The sequence below is a fragment of the Lentzea sp. CC55 genome (genome assembly GCF_021056325.1).
Taxonomy (GTDB): Bacteria; Actinomycetota; Actinomycetes; order Mycobacteriales; family Pseudonocardiaceae; genus Lentzea; species Lentzea jiangxiensis.
This window is the reverse complement of sequence record NZ_JAJCXE010000056.1, coordinates 136,801-161,978: the sequence shown is the minus strand read 5'-3', so window position 1 is coordinate 161,978 and position 25,178 is coordinate 136,801. Positions and strand designations below refer to the sequence as shown.

The following is a 25,178-nucleotide window of genomic DNA, read 5'->3' as shown; positions in this document are numbered from 1 at the left end:
GGGCACCGGCAAGGTGAAAGCCTTCAGGACATCGATCCCGTCACCGGTAACCGCTCGCGCCCGATCCGCGAAGAATTGTTACCGATCAGGTGAAGATCTCACCACGCCTCACCTCCGGAGGTCGCCCCGTGATCCACTGGTGGCGTGGCCCAGGTCATTGCCGGGCGAATTCGCGGTCGGACGGGCGCGTCGTGGTGCCCTGCTGGACGTGAATCACCCCGGCGAACGTTCTGGGCGGTGTCGGCCATGTCCCGATCCCAGCGCGCAACACCTCCCGGGAGAGTGCAGTCACGATGCAGACACAACCGCCTGCGGCGGACTACGTCGACCCTTATGCCGGTTATGACGACATCCATCTGCGGTTGGCCGAGTGGGCCATCGACAAGACCGGCGAGCGCACACCGGTCGCCATGGCCGACTTCTTCGAAATGATCTGGACGAACCACGCGGCTCCGGTGCGGGACGTGCTGGAGCTCTGCTGCGGCTTCGGCCGCAACCTGCGCGTGCTGGTCGAGCGGGGTTTCTCCGTCACCGGGGTCGACAGGTCTCCCTCGATGCTCGCGCGGGCCCGGAAAGAGCTGGGTGACGAGGTGGAGCTCATCCGCGCCGACCTGCCGGACCTCCCCGTTCGACGTCAGGTCGACGCGGTCGTGTGCCCCGGCACCGCCTTCAACCACGTGGCCGGCGAGAGCCAGCTCGGCCGGACGTTCGCCGAAGTGGCCCGCGTCCTGCCGAGCGGCCGCACGTTCATGTTCGACCTCATGTCGTGGCACATGCTCAAGGAAGCCTTCCGCGACAACGACCTCGCGGTCGACCTGGGCGACGTGGCCGCCTTCTGGCGGTTCGACAGCGATCCCGCCACCGACTACTGCGAGTACCACTCCACCCAGTTCATCGAGACGGACGCCCCCGGGCTCTACCGGGTGGAACGGGAGGTCCACCACCTCCGCGCGTTCCAGCGCGAGGCGATCCGCCGCATGGCCACGGCCGCGGGGTTCCGCGAAGCGACCGTCTACGACAACTACACGACGCGACCCGCTTCGAACGACACGCTGTACGAGACATGGGTCCTCGTCCGCCGATGAGGCGAACCGGGGCCTCCGGTCGTTTCCCCCGTCCAAGCGAACGAGGAAGATCAACATGATCACCGCAGCCCGGCACTACTCCGAGACGAAGGTCGCAGTGACCGGGGATCCGCTCGACGTGGTGGTGCGCTTGGCCGAAGCCGGGCTTCACGACGAGTACGTCATCTACGAGAAGGACCGCGAGTTCTCCTACGCCGGCGGGGTGCTCGCCCAGGTGATCCTCGACCGGAACGGGGGCAGGACCGTCGACACGGCACTCGCCTGGAACGACAGGCCGCTGAGCATCATCAGGTCCTTGCTCTCGGACCTGCGGGTGGACGGCTGGCGGGCCTACGGGTGGGCGGCCTTCGAACTGTCCTACGCCAAGAACGGTGCACAGGACCTGCTCGGTGGTCAGCGCCTGGCCCACCTGGTGGTGCCGCGGTGCGAGGTCCGCGTCACTGACGGGTGGGCGCGGATCAGAGCGGTCGCCCCGGCGGAAGCCGACGCCCTGACCGATGTGCTCACCGACTCCAGGCCGCCCGTCATGCCGCGCCCCGAACCCGTGGACGTGCGGAACACGGACGCTGACGCCTACCACTCGGCCGTCATGGAGGCCGTCGACGAGATCAAGGCGGGGCTGTTGCAGAAGGTCATCCTTTCCAGGGTGGTCGATCTGCCCGGCGACATCGACCTCACCGCCACCTACGCGCTGGGCCGCCGGGCGAACATGCCCGCGAGGTCTTTCCTGGTGCGCCTGGACGGCGTCGAGGTGGCCGGCTTCAGCCCGGAGGTCGTCACGTCCGTGAGCGCCGACGGCGAAGTGGTGAGCCAGCCGCTGGCCGGCACCCGCGCACTCTCCGATGACGAAGTCCTGAACGAGTGTCACCGCAGGGATCTGCTCACCGATCCCAAGGAGATCTACGAGCACGCGATTTCGGTGAAGGTCGGAAACGACGAGTTCCTGTCCTTTTGCAAGCCCGGCTCCGTGCACGTGCGGGAGCTGATGTCGGTGAAGCGACGCGGCACCGTGCAGCACCTCGCCTCGAAAGTCGTCGGGCGGCTCGCCGACGGCCGCGACGCCTGGGACGCCCTCGAGGCGATCTTCCCCGCCGTCACGGCATCAGGTATCCCGAAAGAAGCCGCCTACGGCGCGATCCGGCGCCACGAATCCGAAGCTCGAGGCCTCTACGGGGGCGCGGTGATGACCGTGGACCACTCCGGTGCGCTCGACGCCGCCCTGGTCCTCAGGTCGGTGTACCGCGAACGAGGTCGCACCTGGTTGCGTGCCGGCGCGGGCATCGTCGCGCAGTCCACACCGGACCGCGAGTTCGAGGAAACCTGCGAGAAGCTGGACAGCGTCGCGCGCTTCCTCGTCCCGGCCGCGAGACGAGGTCGATGACGGGAGCTCCCCTGAACTTCGAGGTTCGGGAAAGCTCCCTCATCGACCTCACGGCCCGTCCACGCCGTTCAGAAGGCGGGACAGCTCACGCTTGTCCGTCTTCCCCACCGGTGTGCTCGGCAGCTCGTTCAGCAGGCGAACCTCGTCGAGCGTCTTGTAGGCGGCCAGTCCGCACGCGGTCAGGTGGGTCACGAGATCTTCGCGGGTGGGAGCGCACGCCCCGCTCGGCACGATGAAGGCGACCGAGCGCTCCCCGAGGACCGGGTCCGGCGCCGGCAGCAGCGCCGCCAGCCGGACCGCGGGGTGGGTTTGGAGATGGCCTTCGACCTCGGGTGCCGAGATCTTCTCACCGGCGCGGTTGATCTGGTCCTTGCTGCGTCCGACCACGACGAGATGGCCCGACGGCAGCCGCCGCACCAGGTCGCCGGTGCGGTAGAAGCCATCCACGAACGCCGTGGCGTTGTGCTCGGCGGCGCGGTAGTAGCCGCGCAGCGTGTACGGCCCTTTGGTCAGCAGTTCGCCGACGCACCCTTGCGGTACCTCGGCGCCGCACTCGTCGACGACGCGCACTTCGTCCGCTTCCGACACCGGTGTGCCCTGCGTCGTCCCGATCACCTCGGGGGAGTCGTCGAGCCTGGTCATGCACAGCAGGCCCTCCGCCATGCCGAACACCTGCTGGAGGGTGCAGCCGAACCCCTCGACGACCTGGCGCGCCAGGTCGTCGGAAAGCCGCGCACCACCGATCTGGAGGACCTCGAGGCTCGACAGGTCCGCCGCCGCGGCGCTCGCCTCGTCCAGCCACACCGGGGTGAGCAGCGGGTTGATCGCCGTGATCGTCACGTGCTCCCGCTCGACCAGGTCGAAGCAGTACGACGGGTCGGGGTTGTCCGCGAGCACCGCGGTGCCGCCGGCGCCGAGCACGCCGAGCACGCCGGGACAGCTCATGGTGAAGTTGAACGCCACGGGCAGGGCCGCCAGGTACACCGAGTCCTCGTCCAGGCCGCACACCTCGGCCGCCGCCCTGGCGTTGTAGAGGTAGTCGTCGTGAGTGCGGGGTATCAGTTTGGGCTGCCCGGTGGTGCCCCCGGAGAGCAGGAGCAGTGCGAGGTCTCCTGGCCGCGACTCGTTCGCCACCGGTGTCGGTGCCGTCGACAGCAGGTCGTCGAAGGCGGTGAAGCCATCGCCGGGGTCGCCGACGACGATGACGTGCCGCAGCGACGGGACATGCGCGCGCACGAGCGATGCCAGCTCCCGGTAGTCGAACCTCGCGTGGACGTCGGGGATGACGTACGCGACGGCTTGCGACAGACGGGCGAGGTGGATCATCTCGGCGTGCCGGTGGCCGGGTTGGGTGTGCACCGGCACGGCGCCGAGTTCCTGCAGCGCGAACCACAGCACCGCGAACTCGGTCCGGTTGGGCAACTGCACGAGCACCCTGTCCCCGGCCGCGACACCGAGGGCACGCAGACCGCAGGCGACTCGCCGCGCCCGCTCCGCGAGTTCGCGGTACGTCAGCCGGACGCGATCGTCGACCAGGGCGGTCCGCTCGCCGAACTCCCCCGTCACCCGCTGCAGGAACCGGGCGAACGGCTCCCCCCTCCAGTACCCGGCCGCGCGGTACCGGACCGCGTCCGCCTCGGGCCACGCGACGAAATCGGCGGTCACCGCCTCTCCTCCCCCGCCGGTGCCACGGCACGCACCTGCACGGTCAGCCCGTGCTTGGGGCGCATGCCGATGAGTCCGGACGGCTCCGCGTTTCCGCGCACCAGCCGCAGTTCCGCCCGCGCGGCCACCCTGGCGAGCGCGGTCCTCACCACGGTGGTCGCCAGGATCGCGCCGACACACCGGTGCGGCCCGCCGCCGAACGGGAGGAACGCGTCGGGAGGGGGCTTGCGGAAGTCCGGCCGGGTGGTGTCCCACCTGCCGGGGTCGAAGCGCAGCGGTTCTTCCCAGAGGCTCTCCAACCGGTGGGTGTGGTACGGGCTGATGAGGAGCTTGGTCCCGATCGGAAACCGTTGGCCCGCGAACATGAACTCCGTCGCCACCGCCCTCGCGACCACCACGGTGGCCGGGTACAGCCTCAGCGTCTCCTGCACCACCCGGTCCACATAGGACAGACTGCTCGGGTCGCGGCCGGAGCGCGCTTCGGCCGCGACGGCGTCCCACACGGCGCGATCGGACAGCGAGGAGTAGAGGGACCAGGCGAAGGTCGCCGACGTCGTTTCCGCCGCCGCTTCCCAGAAACTGATCAACTGGTCGCAGATCTCGTCGTCGGTCAGCGGAGGAACCCCCTGCACCCCACCGGCGAGCAACGTGGACATCACGTCGGCCCCCGCGGGCACTCCCCCGGACCTGCGCCGCTCGCCCTCCTCGGCCACCCAGCACCGGACGGCCTCCCGGGCGGCGACCGCACGCTTCCACGACGGCGTTCCCAGGCCCTGCACCTTGCGGAGCAGCGGGCCGGCGTCGACCGCCTGGTGGATGGTCTGGAGGTGGCCCCGCAGACTGTGCGCGCGCGTGAGGGCACCGGGCCCGAAGAGGATCTCCACCATGGCGTCGCGCAGGGCGAACCGGAACTGCCGGTGCACCTCGACCACCTCACCGGCTCGCCAGGCGCCGAGGACCCGGTCGACGTGCCGCCGCACCGTGCCGGCGTGGCCGGCGGCCCTGCGTGCGGTGAACGCCGGTTGCACGAGTCTGCGGAGTCGCCGGTGCCGTTCTCCGTCGTTGACCAGCAACGCGCCGGGGCCGGCGAGCGGCACGAGACTCCCGAAGGCGCGCTCCCAGCTGAACAGCTCGGGGTTGGCGAGGACGAACCCCGTGCTCTCCCGACCGAGCACCAGGGCGAACCGGACAGGTCCCGCGCCCAGCCAGGAGACCGGACCGTGGCGGGCGTGCAGCCGGTCCATCGCGCGGCAGGGGTCGGTGGAGAACTCCTTCAACTCGCTGAGCGAGCCGAGCGTCCGGCGCAGCGGCGCCAGGAACGACGTGGTGGTCACCGGAGCACCGCCTGCGGTGCCGCCTCGGTTCGCGATGCCGCTCCGCTCGTCCACGGGTCCTCTTCCAGGACTGCTTCGGCGGCGACCAGCTCCAGCAGGTCCACCCGCTCCGGGGACCGCGGGTGGATGAACCGCGGCTCGCCGAGTCGTCCGGTGAGGTCCTGCCACATGCCGGCGACGGTGAGCGCCCACTGGCCCGCCCTCGCCGACCGGTGTTCGTCGGCGATGTCCGCGCGCAACTCGCCCAGCGCGACCCGCACGGCGTCCGGCCACACCCGGTCGAACACCTCGCGGAAGGTCGGGCCGGTGCCCTCTCCCACCGGCTCGGTGCCCGGCACCCGCAGCCGTTCGGTACCCGGCCCCGCCATGATCAGACGGCCGGTTCCGTCACGTTCGCTGTGCATCCGGGGGCTCCACAGCACGGGCCCGTGGGTGTCGGCGAGCGTGAGCACCCCGGACTCGAAGACCAGGGAGAGCCGGTGCAGCAGCAGCGCGTGGTTGTCCGGGTCGGCCGGGTGGATGTGGTTCTGCACCCGCAGGGACACCGGCGTCCCGCCGACGACGCCGTGCAGGTGGGTGTAGGGGTTGGGGACGCGGGCCAGCTCGTCCAGCGCGGGTGGAGGAGGGACCGGGTCGGCGAACCGCCACGGCCTCAGTCCGCCGACCGCGCGGCCGATCACGTCGAGCAGCGGGTACAGGACCTGGACACCCGCCATCGCGTCCACGAACAAGGGCGGCTGGCGGCGCCGCATGGCCTGTGCCGCCAGCAGGAACCGCCGCACGGCCGCCACGTGCGGGTAGAAGGAGTTCACCCGGAACCGGACCTCGTGCCGGCGGGCGACGCGCAGGCAGTCGGACAGTTCCTTCGGGTGCAGCAGGTGCTCCTGCACCACGTGGATCCCCCGTGCCATCAGCCGCTGGGACAGCTCGGCGCCCGATCCCCCGGCGACTCCCGCGCGCACGACGACGCAGGCGATGTCGATGTCGTCGGGCAGCTCGTCAGGAGCCCGGTAGCAGGGCACGCCGTACGCGTCGGCGTACCGGTGCGACGCCTGGCTGCCCCTGGACAGCACGCCCGCGAGCTCGACCGTCGGATCGTCGTGCACCGCACGCAGGTAGACGCGGCCGAACGACGTGCCGCACACCAGTACACGAGGCGGACTCGTCACAGCACCCCTTCCTCGATCGGTTCGGAACATCGGTCGTGGTCGTGCACGTCGAACGCGGACAACGCACCCAGTTCGAGCACGCCGCGCAGCGTCTGCGCGGGGTCCAGCACCTCGTCCGCGTGGTGCAGACCCGGCGGCACCGAGCCGTCGAGCACCGCGCGGACCGCGAGCGCGGCCGTGGCGGCGCTCAGCCGGAAGCTGCTCGTCGTGCGCAGGACGGCGGTCCGCGCCGAAGATCCGGTGTACAGGGTGAAAGCCATGAGGTAGTAGGGATCCCGGCCTGCCCGGTCCACCTCGCCGGCCGCTATCACCTCGTCGGCGGCGGCGGTGAGCGCGGCACGCTCGCGGGGCACGCGTCCCCGCAACCGGGACAGGGCCGGCCGCAGCCGGGTGCCGGTGAACACGGTGAACCAGTCCAGGGAGGCGAGTCCCGCCGACCGGGCCAGCCGCACGCTGTCGGCGGTGAGGAACGGCACCAGGGAGACCCGGCCGGGGAAGTAGGGCAGCTCGACGTCCTCGAGGGGCGCGAGCGCGCCGGAGACCGGCCGGCCGTCACGCCAGGCGGCGAGGGCCTCGCCGTACCAGTACGCGTCCTGCTGGGCTTCGTCCACACCGTCGACCGACAGCACGAGGTCACCCGCCGCGGCGGGGCTGAACCGCTCGATGCCACCCGAGTGCACCACCAGGTCGGCGCCTGCGAGGTCACCTCCCAGGACGTGCGGCACCAGGTTGGCGAGTCCGGGCATCATCCCCGCCGAGAGGACCACCCTGGACGAGCCGGTGACCGCGCCGGAGGCCGTCAGCAGGTGGTGCACCGGCCGGTCGCCGGAGATGTCGACGTAGTGGGCTCCCGCGGCGAGCGCGGCCCTGGCGACCCGGTCCAGCAGCAGGTACGACGGGCCTGCGCAGTTGAGGACGAGTTCGGCGCCCGCGCAGAACCGCGCCAGGGACGCGGCGTCGTCGGCGTCGACGTGGAGGTGTTGAGCGGCCTCGGCGAGCCAGCGGGCGTCCCGGTCGCCGGTCTTCACGTGACCGACACCCAGCTCGTGCAGGACGCCTACGACCGACCGGCCCACCAGACCGGCGGCTCCGAGCACCGCCACCGGCCCGTTCACAGCTCCGCGCCGGTCAGCAGAGCGCCCAGACCGGCGGCGTGCGCGGCTGACACGCAGCCGAAGTGGTCGCCGGGGATGTCGTGCACCGTCAGGTCGCCGACGCAGATCCGCCGCCAGAACTCGCCCACGTCGGCGCGGGTGCCGGGGAGCAACGTCGACGAGTCGCTGTTGCGCAGCACCGTGATCGGGCCGAGGTAGGGCTCCGGGCGGTGCCGGGACACGGCGAGCATGCTCTGCCGGAACACCGAGTGCAGGCGGGTGAAGTCGGTCAGGGAGCAGCCGCCCGGGTTGTAGGCCCCGCCTGCGCCGGAGGCGCGGTGCAGCGCGGTGAGGCGGTCCTCCTGGCTTCTCCGGCCGACCGCCTGGAAGCACGTGCCGACGTCGGCGAAGCGGCCCGTCAGTCCGGCGAGCGCGCCGTCGGGGACGTGGTCGGGCGTGCGGTCCAGGATCGAGCGGACCGCGGCGCTGAAGACGCCGACGTCCGCGAACAGCCCGGCCGCGGCCAGGTCCGTGCCCATCGCCAGCGCGAACACGTACTCGACCATCAGCTCGTCGTGGACCGCGGGCGGCTGGTAGGAGCTGATGACGGTCAGCCCGTCCACCGCCGCCCCGGACTCGGTCAGGCCGCGGGCGATCTCGGTGGCCAGCAGTCCGCCGAGGCAGTAGCCGATGATCCGGAACCGGTCGCCGGTGCCGAGCAGCTCCGACGTGTAGTCGGCGGCGAGCCGGGCGACGACCACTTCCGGCGGCAACGAGAGGTACCGGTCGTAGTCCTCGACCTGCACACCCACCAGGCGGCCGGGACAGGCCGCGCGCAGGTGCGGCAGCAGCGGCTGGTACGGCTGCAGGGTGCCGGAACCCGCGTGCACCAGCACCCAGGTGGCCGTGTCCTCGCCGCCACGGGCCGGACCGCCCAGCCGCATCAGGGAAGAGCGTCCGGACCTCTCGACCGGTGCCGCGTCCCCGGACGAACGGAGGTAGGCGGCCAGGCCGCGCACCGTGGGGTCGCGCAGCATCTGCCGCAGGAGTTCCTGCCATTCCAGCGAGGCGGCCTCCGGTTCGCGTTCGCGGAGCCTGCCGACCATCCGCGACAACAGCAGCGAATCCCCGCCCAGCGAGTAGAAGTCTGCACCGCGGTCGACGCGGTCGACGCCCAGCATCTCGGCCCACAGCGCGGCTGTCCGGCGCTCCAGGTCGTCCGCGGGCTCCTCGACCGGCCCGCTGTCGTCGCCGCCGGGAGCGTCCGCCCACGCGGTCAGCACGGCTCGGTCGATCTTGCCGTTGGTGGTCCTCGGGATGGTGTCCAGCAGTTCCAGTCGTGCCGGCACCATGTGCGCCGGCACCTGGCCGTCCAGGTGCTCGCGGAGCTCGTCACCGGTCAGCCGGACGCGATCGGTGTCGAACCGGGCCAGGAACACCCCTTGCCCCGGCGTGGCCAGTGCGTGCCCGGCCGGCGGCAGGCACAGCGAGTCGCGGGCGCCGGCCTCGTCCAGCAGCGAGAGCCACTGGCTCCTGGTGAAGAAGGCCTGGCCGGTGTCCTTGCGCAGGTCGGTGAACTCGGTCAGCTCGCTGAAGAACTCGAACTCCATCGACACCAGCAGCGCGTAGTTGTGCTGCCGGGTCGGTTCGAGGAAGACGAGCCAGCCACCAGGCGCCAGAACCTCGCGCAGCCTCGCCAGGACCTCGCCCGCGTTCCGCGAGTTGTGCAGCACGTTCGCGCACAGCACCACATCCGCGGTGTTGGGCAGCACGCCCTGGTCGCGGGCGTCGACGTTGATGTCGAACCGGCCGTAGCGGACCCACGGGTAGTCCGCGAACTTCTCCCGTGCCTCGCCCAGGAAGAACTCGGAGATGTCGGTGAACAGGTAGTCCGGCTCGAACTCGGCCAGCGCGGGGATCAGCTCGGTGCTGGTGCCCGCGACACCACCGCCGACCTCCAGCAGTCGCAACCCGCCGTGCGGGTGGCCGGAGGCGATCGCCCGGATGGTCGCGATCATGATCTGGTGAACGCTGTGGCCCACCAGGTTCTCCCGGTAGACGGCGTGCGCCGCACCGACCTCCCCTTGAGGGAACAGCAACTCGCGCACGTCCAGCCGGCCGTCGAGGAGTTCGTCCAGGCGGCTGCTGCACGTGCGGATGTACTCGAGGGTCGCGGCGCCGTAGCCGACCCGCTCGTCCAGTTCCTCGATCCGCCGCCAGAGCTCCCGGACGTCCTCGTCCGTCGCGGCGACCAGACCGCTGTACATCCCCGTGCCGGGGTCGAGGTGGATCGCTCCCGCGTCGACGAGAGCCGCCATCCACCGGCGCAGCAGCCTGCTCTGCCGCGCCGAGACGCCGACCGCCTCGGCGATCCCGGCCAGGTCGCACCGGTCGGCGCCGGTGGCGAACAACCCGTCGGCGCGCAGCCTCGCCGCGATCGAGAGGATCGCGACCTCGTCCACGGCGCGCATCAGGGCGGCGAAGTCCTCGCCGCCGATCTTCGCCTCGACCTCGTCCGCCATCGCGGTCGCGACGCCGACCACGTGGGCGAACGACGGTTCCGCCGGCCCGGCACCGGCGGCCAGTTCGGCGAAACCGGCCAACCTGCGTGCGTCCCGCTCCCCGACCGCGAGCACCACCGCGTCCGCGACCGCGGGATGTCTGCGCATCGCCGCCTCGACGTCGCCGAGCTCCACCCGGTGCCCGCGCACCTTGACCTGGTTGTCCTCGCGGCCCAGGAACTCGATGGTGCCGTCGGGCAGGTAGCGGCCGAGGTCGCCCGTCCGGTAGAGGCGTTCCCCGGTGCGCGGGTGGAGGATGAACCGCTCGGCGGTGCGCCCGGCGTCGCCGAGGTAGCCCTCCGCGAGACCCGCGCCGCCGATGTACAGGCCACCGGTCACGTGGTCCGGGCAGTCCTCCAGAGCGTCGTCCAGGACGTGGAACGTCTGGTTCTCCAGGGGCGTGCCGTAGGGAATGCTCCGCCAGTGCGGCGGTACGTCACCGATGGGGTGCCAGATGGACCAGATCGCGGCCTCGGTCGCACCGCCGAGGCTCACCATCCTCAGCCGGGGGTGCCTCGCGCGGACCCGGTCGGGCAGGTCCACCGGAATCCAGTCGCCCGACAGCAGCGCGAGCCGCAGTCCGGAGATGTCCGCCCCCGGTTCCGATTCCAGGTACGACTGGAGCATCTGCAGCTGGGCGGGGACCGTGTTCCACAGCGTCACGTGGTGCCGGTCGATCACCTCGGCCCAGTGCGACGGGTCGGCGGCCCGGCCGGCATCGGGCAGCACGAGCCCGCCGCCGGCGCCGAGCACGCCGAAGATGTCCCACACGGACAGGTCGAAGCCGAGGCCGGCGATCCCCAGCACCCGGTCGCCGGGGCCGATGGCGAACCGGCGGTTGACGTCGTCGACGGTGTTGGCCGCGGCGCGGTGGCTGACCACCACGCCCTTCGGGTCGCCGGTCGATCCCGAGGTGTAGACGACGTAGGCCGGGTCCGACGGCACCGCCCGCACGGCGGGTGCCGTGCCGTGCACCGGTTCGCCGGTGAGATCGACGACGAGCGCGTGCACCGGGAGGTTCCGTGCCACGTCGTCACCGGGTCTCGTCACCGCGAACCGAACCCCCGCGTCGTGCAGGACGCGGTCCCGCCGGGCGACGGGCTGACCCGCGTCGATCGGCAGGTACACCGCGCTCGCGGCCAGCACGCCCAGCACGGCCACGACCTGTTCGGGCCCTTTGTCCATCACGACCGCGACCCGCTCGCCGGGCGCGCACCCGCTCGCGTGCAACCTCCCCGCCAGGTCGGTGGCACGCGCCGCGAGCTCGCCGAAGGTCATCACCGTGTCGCCCGAGACCACCGCGACCTCGTCGGGGTGCGCGGTGGCGCGGGCGAACACCGGCTCGTGCAGCAGCCGCGCGGGACGGTCGGCGGCGGTGTCGTTGACCAGCTCCCGACGCCGCCGCTGGGCGGCCGGCAACCCCACCGGACACCGGGCGGTCCACGCGTCGTCGTCGGTCGCGAGGGCACTGACCAGCCCGCTGAACGCCTCGAACGCGTCCTCGGCGACGCCGTCGGCCAGCACGCCCCGCCGCACGTCCCACCCGAGCACGAGGCCGCCGTCGTACTCGGCGACCTGGCAGTCGATCCACACCTGGGGCGTCTGGGTGAGCCCGCGGCGCACCCGGACGGACGGACCGGTGGCCAGCCCCGCCGTGCTGGTGAACACCACCGGCATCAGCACCGGGCTGCCGGCTTCGCGGGTCAGCTCGCCCAGCACGTCCACGCCGGTGAACAGCCGGTGGTCCAGGTCGTCGAACAGCCTGGCGGAGATCGCGTGGACCCGTTCGGTGAAGGTGTCCGCCGTGTCCAGGTCGACGGCCAGCAGACCGACCGAGGAGAAGTCGCCGACCAGGGCGTCGACGTCCTCGTGCAACGGCCACCTGCCGGACAGCGGGAGGTTCAGGGTGAACCGGCGATGGCGGCTCCACCTGCCGATGACCTCCGCATAAGCCGTGAGGACGGTCGCGGACACCGTGACGCCGTGCCTGCGCGCCCGTTCCCGCAGGCCCGTCAGCTCGACATCGGTGAGCCACCGGTGCGACCTGTCGAACCGCACCGGGCCGGCCGGTGCGCACTGCTCGGACAGGGGCAGCACCGGCGCGGGTGGAAGGTCCTCGATCCGGTCGAGCCAGTACTTCCGGTCGCGCTGGTACCGCGGTGTGTCGCGCAACTTCCGCTCGGCGAGCACGTAGTCGCGGAAGGTGATCCGCGGCCGGGCGGAGACCGCCGGACCGCCGTGGACGAGCTCCGCCAGTTCGGCGAGCAGCGCCTGCAGGCTCGCCGCGTCGACGGTCAGCAACTCCACCGCCAGGTGCACGATCGTCACGTCGTCGGCTCGGGTGGCGCGCAGCGCGAACAGCGGCCACGCCGCGGTGTCCCCCAACCGGCCCGTCAGCTCGTCGCGACAGGCGTCCAGATGTGCCTGCACCCGCTCGGGCGGAGCGCCACGGAGGTCCGTGACCGGAATCGGGTAGTGGTCCACTTCCGGGAGCACGAGTTGGTAGCCGTCGCCGTGGACGACGGCACGCAGCATGTCGTGCCGGACGACGAGCTCGTTCCAGGCCTCCTCGACGCGCTCCGGCTCGACGGCGGAGAACTCGACTTCGAGGTAGCTCGTGCAGGCCGCGCCCCCGTAGGGGTACGCGGGGTGCCGCCCCAGCAGGTAGGCGGACTGCACGGGGGTGAGCGGGAACGGGTCGTGCCGCCCGGCCGGGTCCGGTTCGATGCGCGGCAGCGCCGACTCGCGCTCCACGAAGCGCAGCACCTCGGTCTTGTGCTCGCGCAGTGCTGTCCGCCGTTCCTCGGTGAGCACACCGCGCGGCGCGCGGAAGCGCAGGCGGCCTTCGTCGGCCCACAGCCTGACGCCGAGGCATTCCAGCTCCGTGAGCAGTTCGGTGATGTTCACAGGCTGCCTTCCTCCGAGTCGATGTCCTCGCCCTGCCGGGCGATCGCGTGGCCGACGGCGGCTGCGAGGTGAGCGATGGTGGGGTCGGCGAAGAACTCGCGCAGCGACAGCGTGACGCCGAACGCGCGGCGCACCCCGTGGATCAGCCTGGTGGCGCTGAGGGAGTCACCGCCGAGTGCGAAGAAGTTGTCGTGCCGGTCCCCCGGCGTCCGATCGAGCAGATCGCCCCAGAGGGCCGCGAGCGTGCGTTCGCGGTCGGACAGCAACGCCTGTCCGACCGGCCCCGCTTCGGCCGGGACCAGTCCCTCGGTCAGCGCGGCCCGGTCGACCTTTCCGTTGGACGTCAAGGGAAAGCCGGGCACCCGGACGATCCTCGGGATGGCGTGGGCCGGCAGGCGGTCGGCGAGGAACCGCGGCAGGCCGACGAGCTGATCCTCGTCCTCCGCCCGCACGAACGCCACGAGTCGCTTGTCCCCCCGGCCGGGCACGACAGCGGCGACGGCTCGGCCGACGCCCGGGTACGCCGACACGGCGGCTTCGACCTCCCCGAGTTCGATCCGGTGGCCCCGGATCTTGACCTGGCCGTCCCTCCTGCCCAGGAACTCCAGCGTGCCGTCCGGCCAGTAGCGGCCCACGTCCCCGGTGCGGTACCAGGACATGCCGTCGTGTTCGACGAACCTGGCGGCGGTGAGGCCGGGATCGTTCCGGTAGCCGCGAGCCACCCCGGTCCCGCCGATCCACAGTTCGCCCGGCACCCAGTCCGGCCGGTCGCGGCCGGTGTCGTCGACCACCCGGAACCTCTGGTTGCGCAGGGGGAAGCCGTACGGGATGGACGCCCAGTCCGGTGCGACGGCGTCGACCTCGTAGGCGTTGGACCAGATCGAGGCCTCGGTGGCGCCGCCGAGAGCGACCAAGGCGCACCGGTCGCCACCGGTCTGCCGCGCGAGCCGTTCCGGCAGGTCGAGCCCCACCCAGTCACCCGAGAGCAGGACCAGGCGCAGCGAGCCGGGCAGTCCCGCACCGGCCTCGGCCTCGGTCAACAGCATGTCGAACACCGCGGGCACGGTGTTCCACACCGTCACCCGGTGCTCGTGCGCGAGCGTCAGCCAGCGCTGCGGGTCCCGGCGCTCGTCCTCCGCGACGAGGACGACCGTCCCGCCGCAGCCGAGCAGTCCGAACAGGTCGAACACGGACAGGTCGAAGTCGGCGGCGGACAGCGCCAGGACGCGGTCGTCCCGGCCGATGCCGAACCGGTCGCACAGGTCGGCGAGCGTGTTCACCGCACTGCGGTGGCGGATCTCGACACCCTTCGGCTCCCCGGTCGAGCCCGAGGTGAAGATGACGTAGGCCATCCCGTCCGGGTCCCCGCCGATCTCCTCGACCGGCGCGCTCCGCTCCGCGTCGCCGATCCGCAGCGACCGCACGCCGTCCGGCAGCGGCACACCGTCCGGTCGCGGCGCGTCGTCGCCCAGCAGCAGCGCGACACCGGCCCGGTCGAGGACGCGGGCGGCGCGCAGCGGCGGCTGGTCGGCGGAGACCGGCACGTAGGCCGCACCGGCGGCCAGCACGCCGAGCAGCGCGGCCACCTGCTCGGCCCCCTTCGGCAGGCGCACCGCGACCGGATCTCCCGGACCGACGCCGTGCTCGACCAGCATCCCCGCCACCTGACGGGCCTGGTGGGCCAGTGTCCCGTAGCTCAGCCGGTGGCCGCAGCTCTGCACCACGGCGATGCGGTCGGGGTGCGCCGCGGCCCGCTCGAAGAACGCGCCGTGCAACAGTCCCCCGCCGGAGGTGCTCTCCGGCTCGGGGCCGGTCGTGGCGTTGACCTTCTCCCGCACCGCCCGCTGGTCGGCCGGCAGCAGGTCGGGCGCCGCGCCGGTCCAGTCGCCCTCGGCCAGCCACGACACCAGGTCGTGGTAGGCGCCGAGCATCGCGTCGACCACACCCGCCGGGAACAGTTCGTCCACCGAGTCCCAGCTCAGCAGCAGCCCTTCCGGCAACTCGACGACCTGGTGGTCGAGCCACACCTGCGGCGTCTGCGACCGGGTGTGGTCCGGCCAGCGCACCGATCCGGCCAGCTCGTCGTCGACACCCAGCATGCTCGTGAACACGACCGGCACGGCCTCCGCGAGGCGGGCGTTCTCCTTGGCCAGTTCGCGCAGGACCCGGACCGCCGACACCTGCTGGTGGTCGAGGTCGCGCCACACCTGCTCCTGGAGGCGCCGCACCCGGTCGAGCCAGCTCTCCCGCGGCCGCGGACGGTCCGCGACCAGCAGGAGCGAGGTGAAGTCGCCGACGACGCGGTTGATGTCCGCGTGCACGTCACGCCGGTCGAACAGGGTCATGTTCACGGTCAGGTCGCGGCTGGCGCTCCACGCGCCGAGGACGAGCGTGTAGCAGGAGAGCAGGACGACGCTGGGTGTCACGTTGAACGCCCTCGCCCGCTCGGTGACGGCACGCCACCTCGCGGCGTCCAGGCGGCGCTCGCGGCGCACGAACCGAGGGCGGACGACTTCGGCGGGCCGGATCCTCAGCGGCAGCTCCGGCCCCGGCGGCAGGTCCGCCATCCGCCCGCGCCAGTACTCCAGCACCTCGGCGAGCGCCCCCGGTTCCGGAACGCCACCCAGTACGTAGTCGCGGAAGGAGACGCCGATGGGCGGGAGCACCGCCCGCGGATCGTGGTAGAGGCGATCCCACTCGGACAACAGCGTCAGGATGCTCAGCCCGTCGACGGCGATGTTGTCGAACGCCACGCACAGCCGTGATCCGCCACCCGCACAGGTCACCACCCGGATGTCGAACAACGGCCAGGTTCCCGCGTCGATGGCGCCGTGGCACATCCGGTCCCGCACCTGCTCCAGCACGTCCTCCGGCGAGTCGCCGCCGTCGACGACCGTGATGCCGTAGGCAGGCACCTCGGGCAGGATGCGCTGCGTGCCGTCCGGCGTCACGACCGCCCGCAACATCTCGTGCCGGGCGACCAGCCGGTTCCACGCCCGCTCCAGCCGGGGCACGTCCAGCTCCCCGTGCTCGTACTCGACGTAGAGCTGGGCGCCGATCCCGCCGAGCTGGAAGTCGGGCGAGCGGCCCAGCCAGTACGCCGCCTGGACGTCGGTGAGCGGGAACGGGTCGTGGCGGTGTTCCTCGTCCGCGGCGAGCGCGCCGGCGGCCTTCGCCACGCCACGGGTGATCGTCGCCGCGAACTCGTGCAGGACCGGGTGGGTGAACAGGCGGGCGAGCTGCGCGCCGGCCAGGCCCTCCGCGCGGAGCCTGACCATCAGGCGGGTGGCGAGGATGCTGTCGCCGCCGAGCTCGAAGAAGTTGTCGGAGCGCCGAACCTCCGGCACCCCGAGGACTTCGCCCCACAGCCGGGCGACCGACTCCTCGACGAAGCCCTGCCGCCCCTCCCCCGTTGGTTGGTGAGGGGAGCTTTCTTGAACCTGAGGTTCATGAGAGTTCCCCTCGTCCACAGGGGGCCGGGCGCGCACCGCGGCGTCCCGCAGCGCGCGGTCGTGCGGGGTCAGCAGCGGCGCCGGCGGTGCGGACCAGTCGGCCTCGGCGAGGCTCTCGACCAGCCGCACGTAGCAGTCGAACATCGCGTCCACGACGCCTTCGGCGAACAGGTCCTCGACGACGTCCCAGTCGATGGTGATCCCGCCGCCGGACTCCGCCACCTTGTTGTCCAGCCAGACCTGGGGCGTCTGCGTGACGCCGTAGACCTGGTGCGGGAACGAACCGGGCAGGTCCAGCGACACGTCGTCGCCGACGCCGAGCACGCTGGTGAACACGACGGGGATCGACGCGGACGCCGATCCGCCGCACCGGGCCAGCTCGCGCAGCACCCAGATGCCGGACGCCTCCCGGTGGGAGAGGCCGCGCCCGAGTTGCTCCTGGAGCGCGCGGACGCTCGAGGCGAACGCCTCGCCATCACGCCGACCGTGGCTGAGGAGCAGCAGCGAAGCGAAGTCCCCGACGACGTGGTGCACGTCCGGGTGCACGTCGCTCCGGTCGAACAGGGTCAGGGTGACCGTCAGATCGCGTTGGCCGCTCCACGCGCCGAGCACCTCCGCGTAGCAGGTGAGCAGGACCGTGCTGGGGGTGAGGCCGTGCCCGCGGGCGGCAGCGGCGATCCTGGTCCACGTGGCGGCGCCGACGCGGTGGTGCAGCCGGTGGAACGTCGGCCTGCCGGCGGTGGCCGGGTCCTTGGCCAGGGGCAGCGCGGGCGGTGGCGGCAGCTCACGGACGCGCTCGCGCCAGTACTCCCGCGCCTGCGCCAGCCGGTCCGGGTCTGGCCGCACCTGCAGCAGGTAGTCGCGGTACGACAGGCCGAGCGACGGCAGCTCGGCGTCGAGGTCGGCGCTCAGCCTGGCCCACTCCGTCAGCAGCACCATGATGCTGCGCCCGTCCATCACGATGCTGTCGAGGCCGACGTGCAGCCGGGTGTGCCGCCGCCCGCCGCTGACGTGGTGCACCGCGCGGATCTCGAACAGCGGCCACGTCGCGGTGTCGAAGAGCTTGTGGGACAACGACATCCGCTGCCGGTGCAGCACGGCCTCCGGCCGGTGGCCCGCGTCGGTCGCGCGGATCCGGTAGCGCGGGACCTCGGGCAGGATCCGTTGGGTGGCATCGGCGTCGATGACGGCGCGCAGCATCTCGTGCCGGGCGACGAGCCGGTTCCACGCCTCCTCCAGCCGGGGCAGGTCGACGTCGACGCCGTCGAGTTCGAGGTAGAAGTGCGAACCGACGCCACCGAGGGGGATGCGCTCGTCGCGCCCGATCCAGAACGCCCGTTGCACGTCGGTGAGCGGGAACGGGTCGTGGCGGTGGTCCGGGTCCGGTCGCACGGCCACCGGCGACTCCGCGCCGCCCGGCGTCAACCGTGCGGCGAAGTCGCGCAGGACCGGCTTGGCGAACAGGTCCGCCAGATCCGCGCCCACCAGCCCGATCTCGCCGAGCCTGCGCATCAGCCTCGTCGCCAGGAGGCTGTCTCCGCCGAGGGCGAAGAAGTCGTCGTCAGGACCCACGCCGTCGACGTCGAGCAACTCGCACCACACTTCGGCGACCGCGTGTTCGACCGGGCGAAGCGGAAGCCGGTCACCGGAACGCGGGCCGCCGCGGTCCTCCAACGCCCGGTGGATCGCCTTGCGGTCGACCTTGCCGTTGGGGGTGAGCGGGAAGGCGTCCACGACGCTGAGGTGGTCCGGCACGAGATAGCCGGGCACGCGGTCGGCCAGCCACGCCCGCAGTGTCGCCGGCCGCACCGTCGCCGGTGCGACCACCGCGGCGGCGAGCTGGCGGGAGGCGGTCCGCACGACGGTCGCGACCGCCTTGTCCACCTGCGGGTGGGTGGCGAGCACCGCCTCGACCTCGCCGAGCTCGATCCGGTGACCGCGGATCTTGACCTGGTGGTCGGTCCGGCCGAGGAACTCCAGGGTTCCGTCCGGCAGGTAGCGGGTGAGGTCGCCGGTGCGGTACCAGCGGCGGCCCTCGTGCTCGACGAACTTCTCCGCGGTGCGCTCGGGATCACCCCGGTAGCCGTCCGCGAGGCCCGCGCCGCTCACCCACAGCTCGCCGGCGACCCAGTCCGGGCAGTCCCGTCCCCTGCTGTCCGCGACCCGGCAGGTGACGCCCCGCAGGGGCGTGCCGTAGGGAACGGCACGCCACGCCGGATCGACCTCGTCCACCTCGCACACGGTGGCGTGGATGGCCGCCTCGGTCATTCCGCCCAGCCCGGCGAACCGGCAGCCGGGCACGAGTTCCCGCAACCGGTGCGGCAGGTCGACGGTGACCCGGTCGCCGCCGAGCATGACCAGTCGCACCGAGTCGCCCAGACCGGCTTCGGCCGCCGCGACGAGCAGCATGTCCAGCAACGCGGGAACGGCACTGACCACGGTGACACGCCGGCGGCGGATCAGCTCGGCCCACGCGGCGGCGTCGCGCCGCCGGCCCTCGTCCAGGACCACCACGCTGCCCCCGAACCCGAGGAACGCGAACAGGTCGTACGCGGACAGGTCGAAGTCCAGTGCCGACAGGGCGATCGTGCGGTCCGCCTCTCCGACGCCGAACAGGTCGTTGACCGCGTCGACGGTGTTCGCCACCGCCCGGTGCGACACCTCCACTCCCTTGGGCACTCCCGTCGAGCCGGAAGTGAAGATCACGTACATCGGCGATCCGGGGTCGACCGGCACCGGCGCGGCCATCGGTTCGTACGCGGCGGAATCCTCCAGCACCAACGGTTCCGGACCGGTCGAACCCGCCGCCGTCGCCCGGTCGACGAGCACGAACCGCACCCCTGCGGCGAGGTGCACGGCGGCCCGCCGTGCCGGAGGAACGTCCACACCGGACGGAACGTAGGTGGCTCCGGCCGCCAGCACACCGAGCACCGCCACCACCTGTGCCACGCCTTTGGGCACGGTGACGCCGACGCTGTCGCCCACCTCCACACCTCGTGCCCGCAGCAGCCGCGCGACCCGCAGCGCCCTGGTGGCCAACTCCCCGTAGGTCATCGAGCCGTCTTGGTCCCACAACAGCGCCTCACGGTTCGGCACAGCCCGTGCGAGGGCGAAGAAGCGCTCGTGGAGCGGGGCGCCGGCAGAGGCTTCCCCCGTGCGGTTGACCCGTTCCCGCACCGCGCGTTGCCGCGGCGGCAGCATCGGCGGAACCGGTTCGTCCCACCGTGCGGCGCCGTCGAGCAGGCCGCGGACCAGCCCGACGTAGGCGTCGAACATCGCGTCGAGCACCCCCGCCGGGAAGATCCGGTCACGGGCGTCCCAGTTCACGAGGATCCCGCCGTCGAACTCCGTCACCTGGGCGTCGAGCCACACCTGTGGCGCCTGGGAGCCCGTCCAGCACGGCTCGCCGAAACAGCGCCGCACCTCGGCGTCGAACAGTTCGCCGAGGCCCAGCGCGCTGGTGTACACCACCGGGGCGAGCACGCGTTCGCCACCGTTGAGCCTGCTCAGGTCGCGCAGCACCTCGACGCCGGTGTACCCGGTCCGGCCGAGCGTCTCCCGCAACCGCGTCTGCACCCCGTGCGCCCGTGCGGCGAAGGACAACGGCTCGGACATGTCCACGTCGAGCAGGACCGAGCTGGAGAAATCACCGACGAGCTTGTCCACGTCCTCGTGCAGCGGCTCCCGGTCGAACACGGGCAGGTTCAGCAGGAACCTGTCCACCGCGCTCCACGCCGCGACGGTCTCGGCGAACGCCGCCGCGAGCACGGCTGCCGGCGTCAGGCGGTGTGCCCCGGCCCGTTCCCGCAGCTTTGTGGTGTCATCAGCGGAAAGCCAGTGGTGGCGACGGGTGAAGGCGCCGGTGTCACCCTCCTCGGAACGCACCGGCAAGGCGGGCGGGCCCGGCAACTCCGACAGCCGGTCGCTCCACCAAGCGCGCGCTTGCTCTCTCGTTCCGCGGCACGCCGCCGCACGTTCAGCGAGATAGCGGGGGTAGCTGTAGCGCAGTGGTGGCAGCGGGTCGTCCGGGGTCCGGTACAGGTGCGCGAGGTCCGCGAGGACGTTGCGCAGGCTCAGCGCGTCCGCCGCCACCATGTCCAGGTTCAGGTGCATCCGGCTGGCACCGGAGGCCAGCAGCGACAGTTCGACGTCGAGCACCCCGCCCCCGGCGAGGTCCACGACCCGGTTCGACAGCCGGGCGCGGATCTCCGCCAGCCGCGCCTCCACCTGGCCGTCCGGGAGGCCGCGCAGGTCGTGGAGGGTGAGGCCGGGCCAGTTCCCGCACTCGTCGATGCGCTGCATCCCGTCCGCGCCGATCCTGACCCGCAACATGCCGTGCCGCTCGACCACCGCACGCACCGCGCTTCCGAGCCGTGCGGGATCGACGCCCTCCCCCGCGCGGGTCTCGAACTCGGTGTAGAAGTGCGCGGCGACACCGCCGAGTTCCTGGCCGGGCGATCGGCCGAGCCAGAACGCGTGCTGCATCGTGGCGAGCGGGAACGGCGCCGACTCGTCCACGACCGGCACGGGTGCGGGCCGCGGTGCCGGCTCCTGCAGCCGGCTCCGCCGGATGACCGCCCACCAGGCCGCCGCGGTCGGTTGTGCCGCCAGCTCACCGGATCCGGCCCTCACGCCGTGCCGGCGCAGCAGAGCCGCCATCCGCAACACGAAGATCGAGTCGACACCGAGCGCGATGAGGTCGGCGTCTTCGGTGACCTGGTCGCGGCGCAGTCCGGTCAGCTGGCAGATGTGCTCACACAAGTCGGCGATGTCGCGCGGCCACGCCTCAGCCGGCTGGAACTCCTTCGACCGCGGAAAGGAGATGGTGCCGATCATCGCCTCGTCACCCCGTGAAGCCGCGTCGAGTCCTGCCTTCATCCGGCGGCCACAGCGGTGGACGCGGAACGGCGAGATGCGGGCAGGACGGGAAGAGAACCCGGTATCGCACGCAGCTTCGCTGCCATCGAACCTCCCAATGCTGTTCGTGCCACGACCCATGGCTGCCGGCGGCGGAATGCCCGCATCGGCAGGGGGTGAACTCGTCACGGCCGCGTGGGCACCACAGCCAGGACGGCGGGGACTGCGGTGCCGGACATCGATCTCGCGACCATCAGCAGGATGGAGGCTCCGCGTGACGGGGGCAGTGCGCCGTGCACGTGACAACCCCATTGAGCGAAAAGACCACTACTCGTCGGGGAACGGGTCATCACTCACGGCGACTCCAGTGCATCTCCACCGAAACGAACGAGAACAGTCGACCGAGCGCGACGGTGATGTCCGTCGGACCTCGTAAAAGATGAAACCGGGTACGTGCGTAGCCATCGATCCGATTACCGACCTCGGTGACGCGCTCCAGCAGAACTACAGCTATATGGGCATGTTCCTGTCCCTACAGGGTGACTGACCGTCCGATCCGGCACGCCGGGCGGTATACACGAGGGGGAAGTCGCCCGAGTTCACCCTCGACGAATCGATGCGAATCACAGCCCGACGGCAAGGAGCAGAACCATGACCTCGGACCTGCAACAGCAAAAGCGCGACATGCTGTTCTCCAAACTCGACAGGAACAACGACGGAGCGATCGACGAGAGCGACATCCAAGCGCACATCATGGGATTCCTCGGCGATTTCCAGGTGCCGCCGGACTCACCGCACGCCCAGGACATCCGCGAGTCGGGCGCCGATCTGTGGCGGCAGTTGAACCATGCCGACGCCGACGGCAACCGGGTGATCACCAGGGAGGAGTACATCGCGGCGGTCGACAACGACATGGTGGAGCAGATCTACGTCTCGATGAACGATTCCTTCTTCAAGATCCTCGATTCGGACGGCGACGGCCGGGTCACCGAAGAGGAACTCACCCAGGCACTGAGGCGGGACGGCCTCGCCGGCGGCGACGTGCACGCCGCGTTCCAGAAGCTCGACACGGACGGCGACGGGCACATCACGAAGGAGGAGTGGAACCGGGCGACGAGGGAGATGCTGCTGAGCTCGGATCCGAACGCCCCGGGCAGCGTGTTGCTCGGCGTGTGACGGACAACCGCCGGCGCGCCGCAGTGGCCCTGGGACTCCCTCCGATCCGCCGTCGACAGCCTCCTGTGTCGTCTGGCAGATCCCCTGCGCCGTCCTGGTAGATCACCGCAGGGCGCCGCCGAACGGTGTCACCGGGGTGGCCGGTTCCGCTCGGCGACACCCCGGAGTCAGGTTGCGCCGCCGGTTCCGGCGGTGGCGGCGGCTCACCGGCGCGACCCGGACGCGCCGGCTGGGTGACGCGCGCTTCAGCGGGGCACCGACGGCACCGCCCCGCGTCCGCCCAACACGAAGGACGCCGGGACAGCACCACGACGCTCCCGTCTGAGCGCAATTCGCCCGGCACCGTTTCTCCGGCCACGCCGCCGGCCCGTTCCGCCGTCTTCGGAAGGAGGCACCGCCGAGCCCGTGCGCTCGGCGGTGCCTCCGCATGTCGGGAAATCGCGACGACCGGGTGGAACGCACGACGGTTCTTTCGACTTCGCGGGACGTCGGATCCCGGTCACACCGCCAGACCGGCGCCAAGTGCTTTTCCGCCGAACGCCCGAGGTATGGAGATTCTGATGGCACGAACTGACCGGGTTTCCGTCTTCCTGGTACAACAAGGTGTTTGGGATCTCCCACTGGAATCCATGCCGCTGGCATCCGGGTTCCTGAAGGCGACCGCGCTGGACGACGCCCGCCTGCACGGGCGGTGTGACATCAGGATCATGAATTTCAACGGCGGGGCCACCCTGATGAAGATGGCGCAGGAGGTCTTCGCGAACGATCCGCCGGACGTCATCGCGTTCTCGGTGCTGGGATGGAACTACCGGGACTTCGGCGCACTCGCGGAAACCTTCAAGCAACTCAACCCCGACGGCTGGGTCGTCTTCGGCGGCACGCACGTGGCGAACCAGGGAGCGCGGACGTTCCGCATGCACCCCGATGTCGACGTCGTGGTGAACGGCGAAGGGGAAATGGTGTTCAAAGACCTGCTGAACGCCTACCTCGACGGAGCGTCACCCAGGAACCTACCGCTGATCACCGGAATCTCCTACCAGGACTCGAGCGGTGAGGTCGTCACCACGCCCCCCAGGGACCGCATCGACGACCTCGACGTGATCCCGTCCCCGTTCCTCACCGGCGCCATCGACCTCACCGACGACGACGGGCGGTTCAAGTACGACGTCGCACTGATGGAGACGAACCGCGGTTGCCCGTACAAGTGTTCGTTCTGCTATTGGGGAGGAGCCACCGGCCAGCGCATCCGCGCGTTCTCCCGGGAACGACTCCGGGCAGAGCTCGAACTCTTCGCCAAGCACAAGGTGCACACCATCGTGTTGTGCGACGCCAACTTCGGCATCCTGCCGATCGACGCGGAGTTCGTCGACGACATGATCGAGGTCCGGGACCAGTACGGCTATCCGCGCGCACTGGAGACCTCGTGGGCGAAGAACAAGTCCAAGTTGTTCTTCGACATCGTCCGCCGCATGAAGGAAGCCGGTATGCGCAGCTCCTTCACGCTGGCGCTGCAAACCCTCAGCGAGGACGCGCTGAAGACGATGAACCGGCACAACATGAAGGTCAACGAATGGGAAGACCTCGCCCAGTGGCTCGACCAGGAAGGACTCGACTGCTACGCCGAACTGATCTGGGGAGCGCCCGGCGAGACGGTCGAGTCCTTCATGGAGGGGTACGACCGGCTGTCCCGCCACGTGTCGAGGATCGCCGTCTACCCGCTGCACCTGTTGCCCAACACCAGCTACGCCGAGAAGAAGGACGAGCACGGCATCGTCACGGTCCGCGGCGACAGGGACGACTTCGAGTACGTCCTCTCGCACGACACCATGACCTTGGAGGACAACCGGCTCGTCAAGCGGTTCCTCTTCTGGGCACGGGTGATGGCGGAGAACGCCGTGCTGCGCCACACGTGGGTGGGCCTGCGGGAACTCGCCGGCATCAAGCAGTCGGAGGTGATGCGCGACCTGGACGCGTGGATCGGCGCGACGGACGCCCCTGCGGCGGACCCGCTGCGCGCCGCGGTCCTGAGGGCCTCGACGGACGACCGGGCCTACGGTGACGCCGTCAAGTACCTGCTGGGCGACCCGAGCGCGAAGCGACTGCTGGAAAGGTGGTGGACGGAGTCCGTGCGCCCCTCGCTCGCCACCGAGCACGCCCGGGTGCTCGACGCGATCTTCCGCTACGACGTCCTGACCCAACCCGCTTACCACAGCACGGAAGCCGCGGAACCCGCCGAGCGGCTGCCGGTGGTCGAGCTGAACGGCACGGAGTACTTCGTGCGCGAGGATGTCGAGCTCGAGTACGACGTGCCGTCCATCATCGAGAAGGTCCGCCTCGGCTCCCGCGACCTGCCGGAGCCGGGACGCTGGAAGTCGGACCTCTACTACCGCGTGGGGGCGGAGGACTTCATCGGATCGACCAACCACGAGGAGATCGTCTACTTCATGGGCATGACACCGGCCGAGGTCCGCGCCGCCTCCGCTGCTCGCTGAGGCGC

10 protein-coding genes are annotated in these 25,178 nt (G+C 71.2%); 4 read left to right on the top strand and 6 right to left on the bottom strand.

The features are described 5' to 3' along the window. Positions 1-293 precede the first annotated feature (293 nt). Positions 294-1,085: a class I SAM-dependent methyltransferase gene (locus tag L6E10_RS35600; protein WP_236224562.1), complete on the top strand. Its 792-nt coding sequence runs from the start codon at positions 294-296 to the stop codon at positions 1,083-1,085. Between the two features lie 55 nt (positions 1,086-1,140). Beyond that, positions 1,141-2,466, top strand: a complete 1,326-nt coding sequence (locus tag L6E10_RS35595) for a salicylate synthase (RefSeq protein ID WP_236224561.1) — start codon at positions 1,141-1,143, stop codon at positions 2,464-2,466. A gap of 48 nt (positions 2,467-2,514) precedes the next feature. Here L6E10_RS35595 and L6E10_RS35590 read toward each other — a convergent pair whose 3' ends face one another. From L6E10_RS35590 to L6E10_RS35565, 6 genes are read right to left on the bottom strand one after another with little or no spacing between them, the layout of a single operon-like run. Further along, positions 2,515-4,131, bottom strand: a complete 1,617-nt coding sequence (locus L6E10_RS35590) for a (2,3-dihydroxybenzoyl)adenylate synthase (protein WP_236224560.1) — start codon at positions 4,129-4,131, stop codon at positions 2,515-2,517. After that, on the bottom strand, positions 4,128-5,465 hold the full coding sequence (locus L6E10_RS35585; protein ID WP_236224559.1) for a cytochrome P450: 1,338 nt from the start codon (positions 5,463-5,465) through the stop codon (positions 4,128-4,130). Before L6E10_RS35585 ends, L6E10_RS35590 begins: the two co-directional genes overlap by 4 nt. Continuing rightward, positions 5,462-6,634: a Gfo/Idh/MocA family oxidoreductase gene (locus tag L6E10_RS35580; protein ID WP_236224558.1), complete on the bottom strand. Its 1,173-nt coding sequence runs from the start codon at positions 6,632-6,634 to the stop codon at positions 5,462-5,464. Before L6E10_RS35580 ends, L6E10_RS35585 begins: the two co-directional genes overlap by 4 nt. Continuing rightward, positions 6,631-7,749 (bottom strand): saccharopine dehydrogenase NADP-binding domain-containing protein, encoded by a 1,119-nt coding sequence (locus tag L6E10_RS35575; RefSeq protein ID WP_236224557.1) that lies wholly within the window; start codon positions 7,747-7,749, stop codon positions 6,631-6,633. Before L6E10_RS35575 ends, L6E10_RS35580 begins: the two co-directional genes overlap by 4 nt. After that, the gene (locus L6E10_RS35570; RefSeq protein ID WP_236224556.1) at positions 7,746-13,196 is read right to left on the bottom strand and encodes a non-ribosomal peptide synthetase; all 5,451 of its coding nucleotides are present in this window, start codon (positions 13,194-13,196) and stop codon (positions 7,746-7,748) included. Before L6E10_RS35570 ends, L6E10_RS35575 begins: the two co-directional genes overlap by 4 nt. Beyond that, positions 13,193-21,484 carry a non-ribosomal peptide synthetase gene (locus tag L6E10_RS35565; RefSeq protein ID WP_236224555.1) on the bottom strand — a complete coding sequence of 2,764 codons (8,292 nt, stop codon included), beginning with the start codon at positions 21,482-21,484 and terminating at the stop codon, positions 13,193-13,195. Before L6E10_RS35565 ends, L6E10_RS35570 begins: the two co-directional genes overlap by 4 nt. A gap of 672 nt (positions 21,485-22,156) precedes the next feature. Between L6E10_RS35565 and L6E10_RS35560 the strand changes: the two genes are divergently transcribed. Beyond that, a complete protein-coding gene (locus L6E10_RS35560) occupies positions 22,157-22,681 on the top strand; it encodes an EF-hand domain-containing protein (RefSeq protein ID WP_236224554.1) in 525 nt (174 codons plus the stop codon). A 629-nt stretch (positions 22,682-23,310) separates the two neighbouring features. Next, positions 23,311-25,173 (top strand): KedN5 family methylcobalamin-dependent radical SAM C-methyltransferase, encoded by a 1,863-nt coding sequence (locus L6E10_RS35555; RefSeq protein ID WP_236224553.1) that lies wholly within the window; start codon positions 23,311-23,313, stop codon positions 25,171-25,173. The last annotated feature ends 5 nt before the right edge of the window (positions 25,174-25,178 follow it).

Excerpts from the sequence above, each read along its gene's own strand:
- L6E10_RS35600 (WP_236224562.1), top strand. The coding sequence starts at position 294 with ATGCAGACACAACCGCCTGCGGCGGACTACGTCGACCCTTATGCCGGT.
- L6E10_RS35595 (WP_236224561.1), top strand. The coding sequence starts at position 1,141 with ATGATCACCGCAGCCCGGCACTACTCCGAGACGAAGGTCGCAGTGACC.
- L6E10_RS35565 (WP_236224555.1), bottom strand. The coding sequence starts at position 21,484 with ATGATCGGCACCATCTCCTTTCCGCGGTCGAAGGAGTTCCAGCCGGCT.
- L6E10_RS35560 (WP_236224554.1), top strand. The coding sequence starts at position 22,157 with ATGACCTCGGACCTGCAACAGCAAAAGCGCGACATGCTGTTCTCCAAA.
- L6E10_RS35555 (WP_236224553.1), top strand. The coding sequence starts at position 23,311 with ATGCCGCTGGCATCCGGGTTCCTGAAGGCGACCGCGCTGGACGACGCC.